This is a genomic window from Paenibacillus sp. LjRoot153 (assembly GCF_964253085.1).
In the GTDB taxonomy this organism is placed as follows: Bacteria; Bacillota; Bacilli; order Paenibacillales; family NBRC-103111; genus Paenibacillus_E.
The window spans coordinates 6,531,187-6,545,280 of the sequence record NZ_CAXUQH020000001.1 but is presented as its reverse complement, the minus strand read 5'-3'; the positions used below and the strand labels follow the sequence as shown (position 1 = coordinate 6,545,280).

Here is a 14,094-nt window from a genome sequence, read left to right as displayed (position 1 = left end):
AACTAAAAACGCCACGAACATCCCTTTAACGGGTGTTCGTGGCGTTTCTCACTTACCTAGGACAAGCCCTCAGTAGACTCTCCTATTGCATCATCTGCTCCAGGATAGTCTCTCGTAATACCTTCGTGAAGCTCACGATTCTCATAAGCAAAACGGTTGGTAGGGCGTTGATCCTCTCGCCAAGGGGTGCTTTTCCCAAGGGATTCTGACATCATACTTGTGCCATAGGGCCCTTCCGGAAACTCCTCGGGGATCATGTCGTTACGCTGAGACTCTACGGTCTTGAGGTCCGTATACGCAGCGAGGCGGTCTTCTGAGAGGAAGCCTAATCCCTCTACATTGTTGGTATGTGGTGACTTCTTACGCATGGATAAGCCTCCTTTTCAGGTTTTGCTTTTTCCAGTGTCCCCCGACAATCCCTTAAATATCCGTAAAATGAATCGAACCGATAATTTGTGATAGGAATTCATTAAGCTCTTGGGCTTGTTCCTCATTTATCTTGAAGACATGCTCCAGATAGCCTTCTTCGGCTAAATCATCTGGACCAATGACTGCGCTGCGTCCCGATTGCAAATCGATGACTAGCTTTTTGCCATAATAACGGGTAGTGGTCATGATAGCGAGGTCAAAGCGGTGTAAAGCATTGCCTACGAAACAGACAAAGCGTGTTGTTGTTTCTTCCTGATGATCATATAAAAAGTCATAATCAGACATGAGGGCCCTCCATTCTCTTTCTAGTATGAACCTATTATAACCGATAAGTACTCCTGAACAAAACGGTTCTTGCGCCAAACTGACAAACATGGTATGATTTGGATATTAGAAAAAGGAAGCACCTTTTCTGCCCTCGGGCGGAAAAGGTGCTTTTTCGTTTTTCTTAAACTTATTTCATATCAACGTCTGGAGGCATGGAAAGGGATGAACATTGTATTTTTGAACACGTTAGAGAAGAATTTGGGGGATCAGCAAGTGATTTCCGCGCAGGTTTCCATTGTTGAAGAACAAGGGATTTGGAGTGTGTATTGGAGTGAACCTGACTTGGTGGGGAAGTTGGAGCAGGATGAATGGTTCCAAGGCATTAGTTGGGATGAGATGCTATTTGCGTTCCGTCAAGGCTTACGTGAGAAAATTCGAAGTGGTTTCCGGCCGTTGGTACACACGGAATTGGATCTTACGCAAGGACTATCAGGTAAAGCGAAAATGACACAAATGCTAACGTATTACTGTGAGGAGAATCCGAATGAAGAGGTGTTCGAATCACTGCGTGCATGGCGTCGTGAGCAGGCTGCTCGTGAGAAGAAGGCGCCATATATCCTCGCAACGAACCGTGTCCTACGGATGATTTCAGTGTTCTTGCCGCAATCCAAGGAAGAGCTTCAGCAAATTCCTGGGTTTGGTGAGCAGAAAACAGCGCAGTACGCTGATCAATTGCTTAGTCGAATTGGCGAGTGCACACGCACAAACGGATTTCCGTTGGATTGGGTTGCCAACTATGTGGATACGATGAAGTTCGAGGGTTGGCTACTCGCACAGAAGGAGCAGAAACTGCGAATTGAGCTTGATCGTGAGATTAGTAAGCGCAAGCTGTTAGAAATCGTTGCTGGAGGCGGCAGCTTAGCCGATCTTCAGACGAATCTGACGATGCCGCGGAGAGAATTGCTGTTGTGGGTGGAAGATATGGACCGTGAAGGCTACGATATGGATCCTCTCGTGGAAGCTGAACTTGCTTCGATTCCTGAGGAAGAGCAGATTAAAGCGTGGAATGCGTATGAATCCGAAGGAGATCGCTATTTAAAGCCTGTTCTTAAGAGTCTCATCGGGAATGAAGAACTGAAGGGGAAAGAGCTCGACCGTGCCTATGAATGGCTGCGTCTGCTTCGGTTACGTTTTCGTAGAGAGAAGGAAAGAAATGCGATCCAAGCAGCTAGTTAATGTGCGTTGACAAAGGCCTGCGGGATATGATTAAATGGTCAATAATCTAATATCCGTCAAAGCGATGACGAACATGGGCGAAGCCCGAAGTAGGAGAAATGCCGCTGCTGCAGAGAGTCGGTGGAAGGTGCAAACCGATGCAAGCATATTGTCCGAATTACAGTTCTGAGTTGGTGGAGGGAACATGCTCTATCGAGTACTAGTAGCTTACACCCGGCAAACTATTTGTCGTTAATTTTCTAAGTGAAAGAGAAGTGGCGTGCCTGTAGGCGTGCAACCAATCTCTTTAATTAGGGTGGTACCGCGAGACAACCTTCTCGTCCCTTTGTGGACGTTGAGGTTGTCTTTTTTGTTTCTTTTTAACCAAACGAATGGAGGGATCGTATGTTTTTATGGGATAAGCTTACATCGGAGCAGCAGCAACAAGTTGAGCATCAATTGCGTATCCTCAAACGCGGCGCAGCTGAAATCGTGCCGGAAGAAGCGCTGAAGATGAAGATTATGAAGGCGGTTGTAACAGGGACACCGCTGAAAGTAAAGCTAGGACTGGACCCCTCTGCACCTGATATCCACATCGGACATACGGTCGTCCTGCACAAGCTTCGTCAATTTCAAGATTTAGGACATGAGGTGCAGCTTATTATCGGTGATTTCACGGGTCGCATCGGCGATCCGACAGGGAAATCCGAGACACGTAAACAGCTTTCGGAGGAGGATGTGAAGCATAACGCTCAAACATACCAGACGCAGCTAGCCAAGGTGTTGGATCTAAACAAAACATCCTTCTACTATAACTCCACTTGGTTAGGTGAACTGCGCTTTGACGATGTGCTAAGACTTGCTGGTAAAGTGACGGTTGCTCGCATGCTAGAAAGAGATGACTTTGCAAAGCGGTATGCGGCGAATCAGCCGATACATGTGCACGAATTTTTCTACCCGCTGATGCAAGGTTACGACTCGGTTTCTTTAGAAAGTGATATTGAGCTAGGTGGAACCGATCAGACTTTTAATATCTTGATGGGACGTACGCTTCAAGGGGCATATGAGATCAAAGAGGGTCAGGTGGCCATCCTGATGCCGTTGCTCGAGGGACTGGATGGCGTTCAGAAGATGAGTAAAAGCCTGCGCAACTACATCGGTATCGATGAGCATCCGAATGACATTTTCGGTAAAACCATGTCCATCCCCGATACGCTCATGCTCAAATATTTCGAGTTAACGACAGCCTTGTCGAATGAGAAAACCGAAGAGCTGCGGCAAGGACTTGAAGCGGGTACGATCCATCCCAGAGATGCCAAGCTAAGGCTGGCGAAATTGTATGTTGAGATGTACCATGGTGTGGAAGCGGCCGAGGAGGCGGAGCAGCATTTTATTACTGTTTTTCAAAAACGCGCTTTGCCAGATGAAATTGAGGAAGTAAGCCTGAGCTTCGAGCATTTGGATGAAGGACGGCGGATCTCGATCATTAAGCTCTTAGTCCATTTAGCTTTGCAAACGTCGAATGGGGAAGCAAGGCGGAGTGTGGAGCAAGGAGCTGTGAAACTCAACGAACAAAAGTTGACTGATATTCATGCGCAAATCACTCCAGTGGATGGCGATATTCTGCAAGTCGGGAAACGGAAATTTGTTAGAATCAAGCTATCCTAAGTTAAATGCCAAAAAGGGTGACTTCTAGGCAATATTCCTACGTTTCTGCTAGAAGTCACCCTTTATCTATACATCGATCCGAGTTGATCACAGCCATTCTTTCTTGCGGAACAGCACATACATGGCAATGCCGAGGACGCCCATAAAGGCTAGCACGATTTCATCCCCATGAGGGGTTAGATGCAGTCCGAGAATATTATCGAAATTCATCCCGAAAACACCGGTAATGAATGTCAAGGGCATGAAGATCGTCGTCAACGCGGTAAACACGCGCATGATATCATTGGCGCGGTTCGCGAGGCTGGATTGATAAGCTTCTCGTAAGTTCCCCATAAGATCGCGGAGCGTGTCGAATGTATCGACGATTTTGACGGCATTCTCATAAATGTCGCCGAAATACTTCTGAAGCTGATGATCGATCAATCGGAGCTCTTTTTTACCGAGCGTCCCAATAACGTCACGTTGAGGCACGAGCACTTTTTTCAGCCATAAAATTTCAGAACGAAGACCGATAATCTCATTCAAATGCGACTTCTTCGTCGCCATCAGAATATCTTCTTCCAGCTTTTCAATCTTCGCTTCAATTCGGTCACCGACCGCCACATAGTTATCGACGACGAGATCGACCAAATGATATAAGAATCGATCGGCACTGTTGACTTCTTCCTCCCAAAGGAAGGGCTTAAGTGCGCGCAGTTCATTAATTTTTTGCCGCGTTACAGTTATGATCACATGTTTGCTAAGAAATAAATTAAGTGCACGTAAGAAAATTTCTTCATCATCGAAACGAATACTATTAATAACAATGAAATAATGGGAATCATAAAATTCAATCTTAGGGCGCTGTTCTTCCTCACTTAGACAATCTTCTACGGCCAAATCATGCAAATGGAAAAGAGGTTGAAGTAACTCCAAATCCTCGATGCCCGCATCAATCCAGTAAAAGCCTTGGCTTGGCGGTGTCAGCGCAGCAGTAACATCATCAACTAACGTAAAAATACCATTTTGAACCAACCGTGTTTTCATCTGCCCACCCCTTTGAATGGAATCAGCCGGTTAGTACATCTAGAAGAGCATTGCCCTGGATGCTGGATTAACCGACTTCATTCCTACACTTTGAAATTGTTTATTCGCCTTGCAGGTTCTACTCCTCGGTTCTCCGTCCAAGCGTATGCCCTCCTTTTCCGTCCGTGTCGAATACTTGTCTAGTATACCCGTTCATATACCCTGTTTCAAGCCAAAAAGTTTGATGTAATAAGGGGAATTGTCGATAAGTTAGCTTATGGAGAATAGGCAAAGTCTGTGCCAAAAAAATAAAACCGCCAAAACTTACTTGGCGGCATTTAAAATCTTATTTTTGACGTCGGTATACATTTGAATGATCTCAGGTCCGCCGCGCTTCATTAGGTCCTCTTCGCTTTCAGCTCCATAAACAAGGTGAAGCTGTGAGACGGCGATTTGGGCTTGCTCTAGTGTAGGTTTGTCGGTTTCAATTAAGGCAAAATAACGATGTAAGGAAGCGAATGCAGAGAAGTTATCCGATGTTTGGGTTGACATCATAGCCCTCATTTCTTCAAAAATTCTTATTCGTTTAGAAACATCTGCTGTGAAAAGTTAATCCTTAGTAATAACCTCAAGTACCTAAACTTAAACAGCTTGCCACAATACAAATTGTATCATTTTTATGATTACTTGGCTACAAATACTAATTTATTACGATCATTGAAATCGTAAAGGTCTAACCATATTGACTTTCGTTTATTTTATAGTATGATAGTGCTAATCGCATACGTTTTATTTTCTTATCAAGAGTAGGTGGAGGGACTAGCCCTATGACACCCGGCAACCGACAAACCTTTGCAAAAAGGGGAGCACGGTGCTAATTCTTGCGGAAACGCTATTTATAGCGAATCTGGGAGATAAGAGAAGGACATTGACTTTGATTTTTCATGGCCTTTCTCTGATTCCAGGGAAGGTCATTTTTGCGTTTATACATGTTTTAACTAACTCAAACTAAAGAAGAGGAGTGAACAGGATGCCGATCAAGATTCCTGACAACCTGCCTGCCAAAGAAATTTTAAACCAAGAGAACATCTTCACCATGGACGAATCTGTCGCGTATCACCAAGATATACGTCCACTTCGCATTGCCCTGCTTAACTTAATGCCGACCAAAGAGACGACGGAGACGCAGCTGTTGCGCTTGATCGGGAACACGCCGCTGCAAGTGGAGTTCGTGCTGTTACATCCCAAAACTCACACTTCCAAAAATACGTCCCATGAACATTTAGATATGTTTTATAAAACTTTTGATGATATCAAAGACGATAAGCTGGATGGTATGATTATTACCGGTGCGCCTGTTGAACAAATGGATTTCGAAGATGTGAATTACTGGGAAGAGCTAACGCAGATTCTTGAATGGAGCAAGCGGAATGTCACTTCCACCCTGCATATTTGCTGGGCGGCTCAAGCAGGCTTATACCATCATTTCGGCGTACGGAAATATGCGCTGGAGAAGAAGACATTTGGTGTATTCCCACATACGGTCAGTGTTCCAAACACGAAGCTGTTGCGCGGCTTTGATGAGGTATTCAATGTTCCGCAATCACGTCACACCGATATTTATCGTGAAGATATTGAGCGATGTCCGGATTTAGAAATTTTATCAGAATCCGATGAGTCTGGTGTATATATCGTCGCAACGCGCGATGGCAAGCATATTTTCGTTACAGGACATTCAGAATATGACGCTTGTTCCTTGAAGTGGGAGTATGACCGCGATGTGGCCAAAGGGCTGCCGATCGATATCCCGAACAATTATTACCCGAAAAACGATCCGAGTAGACTGCCTTACAACACTTGGAGAGCGCATGCGAATTTGCTGTTCTCAAACTGGCTGAACTATTATGTATATCAAGAAACACCTTTTGAATTGACGGTTAACATTAATGAAAGCTGGGCAAGTTCGCAACTATAAATAAATCGAACCCACATCCTGAGGAGGAAATTCCCTTGTTGAAAATCGAAAGTCGTCTCGCTCAAATTGGCTCTATTGAAGAACCTGTTACAGGTGCTGTTAGCTTTCCTATTTATCAATCAACTGCGTTTCGCCACCCTAAGCTGGGGCAGAGCACTGGATTTGATTATGCGCGTACGAAAAGTCCAACGCGTAAAGTACTAGAAGACGCTATTGCTCAGTTAGAGTCCGGAGATGCAGGCTTTGCATGTTCCTCAGGCATGGCGGCATTGCAAACGATTTTCGCATATTTCAGCCAAGGGGATCACTTGATTGTTTCCTTAGATTTATATGGGGGGACGTATCGTCTATTAGAAAGAATCATGTCCCGTTTTGGTGTAACGGCTACGTATGTAGATACGAATGATTTGGATGCACTCGAAGGTGCGTATCAGTCCAATACGAAGGGCCTCGTTATTGAAACACCAACGAATCCTTTGATGATGATTACGGATCTTGAACTTGTATGTACATGGGCCCGTAAAAAGGGTATCGTCTCCATCGTCGACAACACGCTGCTTACACCATATCTGCAACGCCCAATTGAGCTAGGCGCCGATATCGTTATCCATAGTGCGACGAAATATTTGGGTGGACATAATGACGTGCTAGCGGGTCTGATTGTTACAAAAGGGAAAGAGCTTTCTGAGCAAATGGCTATTCTTCATAACTCCATTGGCGCTGTGCTTGGACCACAAGACAGCTGGCTTCTCATGAGAGGAATGAAAACTCTCGCCCTCCGTATGGAGCGTCATGAACAGAATGCTACGGCAATTGCGAATTTCTTGCTTGAGCACCAATTGATTTCAGATGTGTACTATCCAGCGCTTGAATCACACCCTGGCTATGCGATTCAAAATAAACAATCGAGCGGTAACACAGGGATATTCTCCTTCAAGGTGAAGGATGCTCGCTTAGTTGAACCGATTCTTCGTCATATCAAGCTAATTGCTTTTGCAGAAAGCTTAGGCGGGGTTGAATCCTTGATGACCTACCCAGCTGTACAAACACACGCGGACATTCCACTTGAAATTAGACAGCAAATTGGTGTCGATGACCGTCTGCTTCGCTTCTCTGTTGGGATCGAGCATATTGATGATCTGATCGCTGATTTGTCGAATGCCCTAGATTCGGCGCAGGCCGAGCTGGAAGGAGCTTTGCAATCATGAGCCATTCCCCATCGGACAAAGAGAAACGCAAAGCACATGGCAAATTTGCCACAAGACTGATCCATTTTGGCGCTGAAATTGATGAGGCGACAGGGGCTTCCAGCGTGCCGTTGTATCAAGCTTCTACCTTTCATCAGGCGGATTTGGAAGCGAACCAAGAGTACGACTACACACGGTCTGGTAACCCGACGCGTCAAGCGTTAGAGGACTACATCGCTTTGCTGGAAGGCGGTACGCGTGGCTTTGCGTTCGCATCTGGGATGGCAGCAATCTCTTCTGCGTTGATGTTGTTATCGCAGGGAGATCATGTGATCTGCACGGAGGATGTATACGGCGGCACCTATCGTTTGCTGACTACGATTATGAATCGTATGGGCGTGGAATCTACGTTTGTAGATATGACGAACATCGCAGAGGTGAGAGCGGCCCTTCGTTCCAATACGAGAGCTGTATTCATCGAGACACCTTCGAATCCAACGCTTCGAATTACGGACATTGGGGAGATTGCCGCTTTTGCAAAAGAGCATGACCTGCTTACGATGCTGGATAATACGTTCATGACACCTTATCATCAACGTCCAATTGAGCTAGGCATTGACATCGTGCTTCATAGCGCAACGAAATTCCTTGGCGGGCACAGTGATGTGCTAGCGGGTCTAGCTGTTGTAGCGAATGACGGCCTCGGCCGTCGAATGAAGCAAATTCAAAACGGCATGGGGAATGTGCTTGGCATTCAAGATTCATGGCTGCTCATTCGCGGTATGAAAACGTTGCAAGCACGTATGGAAATGTCCGAGAAGAGCGCCCGCAGGTTAGCCCAATGGTTGACAGAGCAGCCGGATATTGACGTGGTTTACTACCCTGGTCTACCTAACCACCCAGGGAGAGAAATACATGAGAAGCAATCGCTTGGTTATGGAGCTGTCGTCTCATTTGATGTTGGCTCTGGCGAGAAAGCCAAGAAGTTGCTTAGTAAAGTTAAGATCCCGCTCGTAGCTGTGAGTTTGGGTGCTGTAGAGAGTATCTTGTCCTATCCGGCCATGATGTCACATGCTGCCATGCCGAAGGAAGTTCGCTTATTGCGCGGCATTACGGACGGTCTCGTGAGATATTCGGTGGGGCTAGAAGATATCGAAGATATCATTGAAGATTTGGAACAAGCTCTGCGCGGTTAAGCGCCGCGGTATTCAGAAATTATTCATATTTGCCTAGGAATAACGACCGGAAATAGCAGCCCTGTGCTGCTTTTTTGGCATGAGTATGGTACGATTACATGGAATACGAGCCCTAAAAGGAGTGAGTTGAAATGAAACCGATCGATCGCATTTTAAATAAAGCACAAGCAGGCGGACGGATTGATGTAGAAGAATGTATTACACTATTCGAGTCCGATCAAATAGAGAAAATTGGCGACACCGCTAATCAGATTATGAAAAAATGGCACCCAGACCCGATCACGACCTTCGTGATTGGGCGGAATATCAACTACACGAACATTTGCGATGTGTATTGCCGATTCTGCGCGTTCTACCGTCCACCAGGTTCGGCAGAAGGGTATGTATTGCCGGATGAAACGATCTTCCAGAAGATTCAAGAGACCTTAGATGTGGATGGAACTGAGATTCTTATGCAAGGTGGTACGAATCCGAATCTGCCATTCAGTTACTATACAAATATTCTGCGCGAAATTAAGAAGCGTTTTGATATCACGATGCATTCTTTTTCACCCGCTGAAATTATGAAAATGAAAGACGTTTCTGGCGGCTTATCACTGGAGGAAATTGTCCGTCAATTGCATGAAGCGGGACTTGATTCCTTGCCAGGCGGCGGAGCGGAAATCCTCGATGACCGCACGCGTCGCAAGATTTCCAAGCTGAAAGGTTCGTGGCGCGATTGGATGGATGTCATGCAGACGGCTCACAAGCTTGGCATGCACACGACGGGAACGATGGTTATCGGCTTCGGCGAATCTATGGAAGAGCGTGCTCTGCATATGCTGCGTATCCGTGATGCGCAAGACGATGTGCTGCTGCAGAAGCTGAATACACCAGGCTTCCTGGCATTCATTCCGTGGACGTTCCAACCGGACAACACGAATATGAAGGCGGAGAAAGTTACGCCTGAAGAGTATTTGAAAACGTTGGCGATTAGCCGCATCATGCTGGACAACGTTCCGAATTTCCAATCCTCATGGGTCACAATGGGACCAGAAGTTGGCAAGCAGACGTTGAGCTACGGCTGTAACGATTTCGGCAGCACAATGATCGAAGAGAACGTTGTATCCGCGGCGGGCACTACGCACAAAGTCAACGTATCCTCGACGCTAGACATCATCCGTCAAGCAGGCAAAATCCCTGCGCAGCGGAACACGAAGTATCAGATTCTGCGTGTGTTTGACGATGTGAATGAGAAGATTGATCGTGATTTTGTGATGCAGAACTAAACATGTACTAGGTATGAAGGACAACGCTTATCTTCTATGAAATCCACAAGTGGGATTTGTATGGATAAGCGTTTTTTGTCGTCGAGCTCAACAGCCATGAGATAGTCGATGTCTACAAGATGAATAGCTCAAAATCATCAATCTATTCACCAGTTTCTTCATCATTTTAAGCGAAAATTAATCTATGCTTCAGGTAACCGCGGGTCAATAAGAGTACAATGGGGGAACACCACAAATTCGAGATTGAAGATCGGAGTGATTTTTGTGAAACTGCTTAAAAGCTTTGTACAAGGATTCCTTTTTGCTTTCATCTCTATTGGTGCTCTCCCATTCTTACTGGTTAAGACTCTGCTAGAGCAGTTGTAAAACGCCATCCTTATTGTTGAGAGGGGCAGCCATGTGCTGCTCCTTTTTTGCATTTTTCCTTCTTCCGCAAATGGCAAATTGTTCGTTGTATATCTCCCTCGCATCGACCATATACTCTTAAGAGGAGGATGCATAGATGGAAGGAGTGAGCAACATGGAACTGTTTGCAATTGCCCTAATCAATGTCGAGGAATCCTATGTACGTTCGCTGAGCGCACAGGTGAAGCAAGCGCTGCAGCATTTACATATCGCCCAAAATGGGTTAACGGCTACTTACACTTGGAGTGAAACACGTGCTTTTATTTATGTGGAAGTGGAAGCGGGAAGTGTCATCCACGATCCACATATTCATGAAGCTGAAGTACGAGCTTGCCTAGCTGAAGTGTTGGCGAGCCACATTGTAGCGGACAAGGAATCCAGCATTTTACGAAACTTGATCACCAAGGATTTTAAATATGAAAAGCAGACAGACATCGAGGCCATCGAAGGTTACTGTAAGCAAACCTTGATCCAAGAGAGTGAGCTGGAAGGGCTGCCGCTGATGAATAGCAGCCCAAGTCGGCTTCGTCGTATTGGGCTGCTCAAGGAGCAGATAAACGCACTGCTTGAGGAAAATCCGCAGATCAGCTTAGATGGCTTCCTCAAATTCCGAATTCAGGAGTATAAGGAAGAACTAAGGGAAATTGCCGAATATGCGATTGATGAGTTTATGATGGACCGTCAATATCAGGAATTCATTTCGCTTCTACAATATTTCGTCTACATTCAAGAGGCCAAAATACCCGCAGCGCATCTCATTCACAAAGGCGGACATGAGTTCGTCATTCTGAATGATCGAATGGAACCCATTGATGCAAATGAATTCGATGCCAGTTTTCGAATGGAAATGTTGGAGAAGGATATCAATTTTGAGGATATGATCGTAAGTACACTGATCACAGTCTCGCCCGCCAACATTTACATTCATACACGAGATCCCGAATTAACGATTATTAAGACGATAGGGCAAATCTTTGAAGACCGAACATCGGTGTGCAGTTATTGCCGCACGTGCGACCTTTATCTCGGAGATGCCAAAAAGCAGGATCAACTATCCCCTTGACCTTGCCCCTCTCGCCATTTATAATAGTGATCGAAGGCGTTAGTATCAAAGACAAGAACTTTCTGTATGAACTGCTCAGAGAGAGGAGACCAGGCTGCAATCTCCTTCAGCGAATCGGATCGTTTACCCCTTTGTAGCCGTATTGTGGAATTCGACCTGACTTGCAGGTGCGATACTATACAGTACCGGAATCATTCCCGTTAACGAATGCTGATGAGGATTCGACTTACCCTTTGGGTTAGAGCGAATCGAACTAGGGTGGAACCACGAGCTGAGCACACTCGTCCCTTTATGGGATGAAGTGTGCTTTTTTGCGTTCAATTCACTATTCACTTACACAATTAGGAGGCAGGAAAGATGGTTGTACAAGTAAAATTACCAGATGGCGCAGTGAGAGAGTATGCAGTGGGGACGACTATTGAACAAGTGGCAGAGTCCATTTCATCCGGTCTGAAGAAAAATGCAGTGGGTGGTAAAGTAAACGGGAAATCCGTAGATTTATCTTTCGCTTTGGACCATGATGCTGATGTTGAAATCTTAACGCTGGATAGCGAAGCAGGACTAGAAATGTACCGTCATAGCACAGCTCATTTGATGGCACAAGCGATCAAGCGTATTTATGGCAACAAAGCCGTTAAGTTAGGAATCGGTCCTGTGATTGAGGACGGCTTCTACTATGATATCGATTTGGAAACACCGCTGAACCCCGAAGATTTGATCAAAATCGAGAAGGAAATGGAGCGCATCTCAAATGAAAATTTGGCGATTACACGCCGTGTTGTTTCCCGTGAGGAAGCGATTCGCATTTTCACAGAGATGGAAGATCCGTTCAAGCTAGAATTGATCCGTGATTTACCGGAAGATTCCGTTCTTACGATCTATGACCAAGGTGAATTCTTTGACCTCTGCCGCGGACCGCATTTGCCGTCAACTGGACGCATTAAAGCATTCAAATTATTAAGTGTTGCTGGTGCATACTGGCGCGGAGATGCGAAAAACAAAATGCTGCAGCGTATCTACGGGACTGCGTTCCCTAAGAAAGCGCAACTGGATGAACATTTGCACTTGCTTGAAGAAGCGAAGAAGCGTGACCACCGTAAACTAGGCCGTGAACTCAAAATGTTCGCATTCTCACGTGAAGTTGGTCAAGGTCTACCGCTTTGGCTGCCAAACGGCGCGAAACTAAGACGTACAATGGAGCGCTATATCGTTGATTTGGAAGAGCGTCTAGGCTACCAACACGTATACACACCTGTACTTGCTAATGTTGAGTTATACAAAACTTCCGGACACTGGGATCACTACAGTGAAGATATGTTCCCGAAAATGGTCATGGACAATGAAGAACTTGTCCTTCGTCCGATGAACTGTCCTCACCATATGATGGTTTATAAGAGTGATATGCGCAGCTACCGTGATCTTCCTGTTCGGATTGCTGAGCTGGGCACGATGCACCGGTATGAAATGTCAGGCGCTTTGACTGGTTTGCACCGCGTTCGTGCAATGACATTGAATGACGCCCACATCTTCTGCCGTTTGGATCAAATTAAAGAAGAGTTCTCCCGCGTTGTTACACTGATCCGTCAAGTGTACGCGGATTTCGGAATTACTGACTATCGTTTCCGTCTTTCCTATCGTGATCCGAAGGATACAGAGAAGTACTTCCAGGATGATGAGATGTGGGAAACTTCTCAACGTATGCTTCGTGAGGTTGTTGAAGAGCTTGGTTTGCCTTTCTTTGAAGCGGAAGGTGAAGCAGCATTCTATGGTCCTAAATTAGATGTTCAAATCAAGACAGCGTTGAAGAAGGAAGAGACTCTTTCGACTGCACAAATTGACTTCTTGCTGCCTGAACGCTTCCAGCTAGAATACACAGGGGAAGACGGTCAGAAACACCGCCCAGTCGTGATCCATAGAGGGATCATCTCCACAATGGAGCGTATGACAGCCTTCTTGTTAGAGAATTTCGCTGGCGCTTTACCAACATGGTTAATGCCGACGCAAGCGAAAGTTATTCCAGTATCGCCTGCATTTGAAGAATTCTCCAATCAGGTGACAGACCGACTAAGAGAAGCTGGTATTCGCGTTGAAGCGGATAATCGGAATGAGAAGCTAGGTTACAAAATCAGGGAAGCCCAGCTGGAGAAAATCCCTTTCATGCTTGTCGTTGGTGAAAACGAAGTGAAGAATGACAGCTTGTCCATCCGTAAACGGGGTCAAGGGGATCTAGGTACACAGCCGATTGATCAAGTCATCAACATGATTCAAGAAGAAATCAAAAACAAACTGTAACTCCCATTTGCCCCTATAAGAAGCAGAGAAGTGCTAGTCACTTCTCTGCTTTTTTGCGTTCCCAAAAATTCCTTTTCGATGTGAATAAGCAGTTAAAAGAAGGACATGTTATACAGTGAGTCTG

Annotated in this window: 12 protein-coding genes, 1 pseudogene, 1 riboswitch and 1 other annotated feature; of the genes and pseudogenes, 9 read left to right on the top strand and 4 right to left on the bottom strand. The window is 45.6% G+C overall.

The annotated features are described in order from the left end of the window. Positions 1-56: 56 nt before the first annotated feature. On the bottom strand, positions 57-368 hold the full coding sequence (locus ACSQ8P_RS28190; protein WP_436238222.1) for a hypothetical protein: 312 nt from the start codon (positions 366-368) through the stop codon (positions 57-59). A gap of 52 nt (positions 369-420) precedes the next feature. Continuing rightward, the gene (locus tag ACSQ8P_RS28185; protein WP_436238221.1) at positions 421-714 is read right to left on the bottom strand and encodes a DUF3055 domain-containing protein; all 294 of its coding nucleotides are present in this window, start codon (positions 712-714) and stop codon (positions 421-423) included. Positions 715-918: 204 nt separating this feature from the next. Between ACSQ8P_RS28185 and ACSQ8P_RS28180 the strand changes: the two genes are divergently transcribed. The 3 genes and pseudogenes from ACSQ8P_RS28180 to tyrS all read left to right on the top strand — a co-directional run bounded on the left by ACSQ8P_RS28180 (position 919) and on the right by tyrS (position 3,579). Further along, entirely contained in the window at positions 919-1,932 is a 1,014-nt protein-coding gene (locus ACSQ8P_RS28180; protein ID WP_436238220.1) for an HRDC domain-containing protein, read from the top strand. 65 nt (positions 1,933-1,997) lie between these two features. After that, positions 1,998-2,260: a binding site (T-box leader), on the top strand. After that, positions 2,228-2,359 (top strand): annotated as a pseudogene (locus tag ACSQ8P_RS28175) (hypothetical protein); the annotation flags it as partial. Its footprint overlaps the feature before it by 33 nt. After that, entirely contained in the window at positions 2,317-3,579 is a 1,263-nt protein-coding gene (gene tyrS / locus ACSQ8P_RS28170) for a tyrosine--tRNA ligase (protein ID WP_436238219.1), read from the top strand. The pseudogene ACSQ8P_RS28175 and the gene tyrS, both read left to right, overlap by 43 nt. An 87-nt stretch (positions 3,580-3,666) precedes the next feature. On the opposite strand, the gene corA is transcribed toward tyrS, so the two are convergent. Both corA and ACSQ8P_RS28160 read right to left on the bottom strand, forming a co-directional pair. After that, complete coding sequence (gene corA / locus ACSQ8P_RS28165) at positions 3,667-4,605, bottom strand: magnesium/cobalt transporter CorA (RefSeq protein WP_171630035.1); 939 nt, start codon at positions 4,603-4,605, stop codon at positions 3,667-3,669. 303 nt (positions 4,606-4,908) lie between these two features. Next, on the bottom strand, positions 4,909-5,148 hold the full coding sequence (locus tag ACSQ8P_RS28160) for a hypothetical protein (RefSeq protein WP_436238218.1): 240 nt from the start codon (positions 5,146-5,148) through the stop codon (positions 4,909-4,911). 230 nt (positions 5,149-5,378) lie between these two features. Further along, positions 5,379-5,505: riboswitch (SAM riboswitch) on the top strand. A 109-nt stretch (positions 5,506-5,614) separates the two neighbouring features. Between ACSQ8P_RS28160 and metA the strand changes: the two genes are divergently transcribed. From metA to thrS, 6 genes are all read left to right on the top strand, one after another. Continuing rightward, on the top strand, positions 5,615-6,559 hold the full coding sequence (metA, locus tag ACSQ8P_RS28155) for a homoserine O-acetyltransferase MetA (protein ID WP_436238217.1): 945 nt from the start codon (positions 5,615-5,617) through the stop codon (positions 6,557-6,559). 38 nt (positions 6,560-6,597) lie between these two features. Further along, positions 6,598-7,767, top strand: a complete 1,170-nt coding sequence (locus tag ACSQ8P_RS28150; RefSeq protein ID WP_436239621.1) for an aminotransferase class I/II-fold pyridoxal phosphate-dependent enzyme — start codon at positions 6,598-6,600, stop codon at positions 7,765-7,767. After that, positions 7,764-8,942, top strand: a complete 1,179-nt coding sequence (locus ACSQ8P_RS28145) for a trans-sulfuration enzyme family protein (protein ID WP_436238216.1) — start codon at positions 7,764-7,766, stop codon at positions 8,940-8,942. The genes ACSQ8P_RS28150 and ACSQ8P_RS28145 overlap by 4 nt, the downstream gene beginning before the upstream one ends. Before the next feature lie 131 nt (positions 8,943-9,073). Then, on the top strand, positions 9,074-10,210 hold the full coding sequence (gene mqnC / locus ACSQ8P_RS28140) for a cyclic dehypoxanthinyl futalosine synthase (RefSeq protein WP_436238215.1): 1,137 nt from the start codon (positions 9,074-9,076) through the stop codon (positions 10,208-10,210). A 502-nt stretch (positions 10,211-10,712) separates the two neighbouring features. Then, complete coding sequence (locus ACSQ8P_RS28135; protein ID WP_436238214.1) at positions 10,713-11,678, top strand: putative sporulation protein YtxC; 966 nt, start codon at positions 10,713-10,715, stop codon at positions 11,676-11,678. 357 nt (positions 11,679-12,035) lie between these two features. Further along, complete coding sequence (gene thrS / locus ACSQ8P_RS28130; RefSeq protein ID WP_436238213.1) at positions 12,036-13,970, top strand: threonine--tRNA ligase; 1,935 nt, start codon at positions 12,036-12,038, stop codon at positions 13,968-13,970. Positions 13,971-14,094 lie beyond the last annotated feature (124 nt).

What these genes read in the sequence shown, in the direction of transcription:
- ACSQ8P_RS28190 (WP_436238222.1), bottom strand. Translation starts at nt 368, where the DNA reads ATGCGTAAGAAGTCACCACATACCAACAATGTAGAGGGATTAGGCTTC.
- ACSQ8P_RS28185 (WP_436238221.1), bottom strand. Translation starts at nt 714, where the DNA reads ATGTCTGATTATGACTTTTTATATGATCATCAGGAAGAAACAACAACA.
- ACSQ8P_RS28180 (WP_436238220.1), top strand. Translation starts at nt 919, where the DNA reads ATGAACATTGTATTTTTGAACACGTTAGAGAAGAATTTGGGGGATCAG.
- tyrS (WP_436238219.1), top strand. Translation starts at nt 2,317, where the DNA reads ATGTTTTTATGGGATAAGCTTACATCGGAGCAGCAGCAACAAGTTGAG.
- corA (WP_171630035.1), bottom strand. Translation starts at nt 4,605, where the DNA reads ATGAAAACACGGTTGGTTCAAAATGGTATTTTTACGTTAGTTGATGAT.
- ACSQ8P_RS28160 (WP_436238218.1), bottom strand. Translation starts at nt 5,148, where the DNA reads ATGAGGGCTATGATGTCAACCCAAACATCGGATAACTTCTCTGCATTC.
- metA (WP_436238217.1), top strand. Translation starts at nt 5,615, where the DNA reads ATGCCGATCAAGATTCCTGACAACCTGCCTGCCAAAGAAATTTTAAAC.
- ACSQ8P_RS28145 (WP_436238216.1), top strand. Translation starts at nt 7,764, where the DNA reads ATGAGCCATTCCCCATCGGACAAAGAGAAACGCAAAGCACATGGCAAA.
- mqnC (WP_436238215.1), top strand. Translation starts at nt 9,074, where the DNA reads ATGAAACCGATCGATCGCATTTTAAATAAAGCACAAGCAGGCGGACGG.
- ACSQ8P_RS28135 (WP_436238214.1), top strand. Translation starts at nt 10,713, where the DNA reads ATGGAAGGAGTGAGCAACATGGAACTGTTTGCAATTGCCCTAATCAAT.
- thrS (WP_436238213.1), top strand. Translation starts at nt 12,036, where the DNA reads ATGGTTGTACAAGTAAAATTACCAGATGGCGCAGTGAGAGAGTATGCA.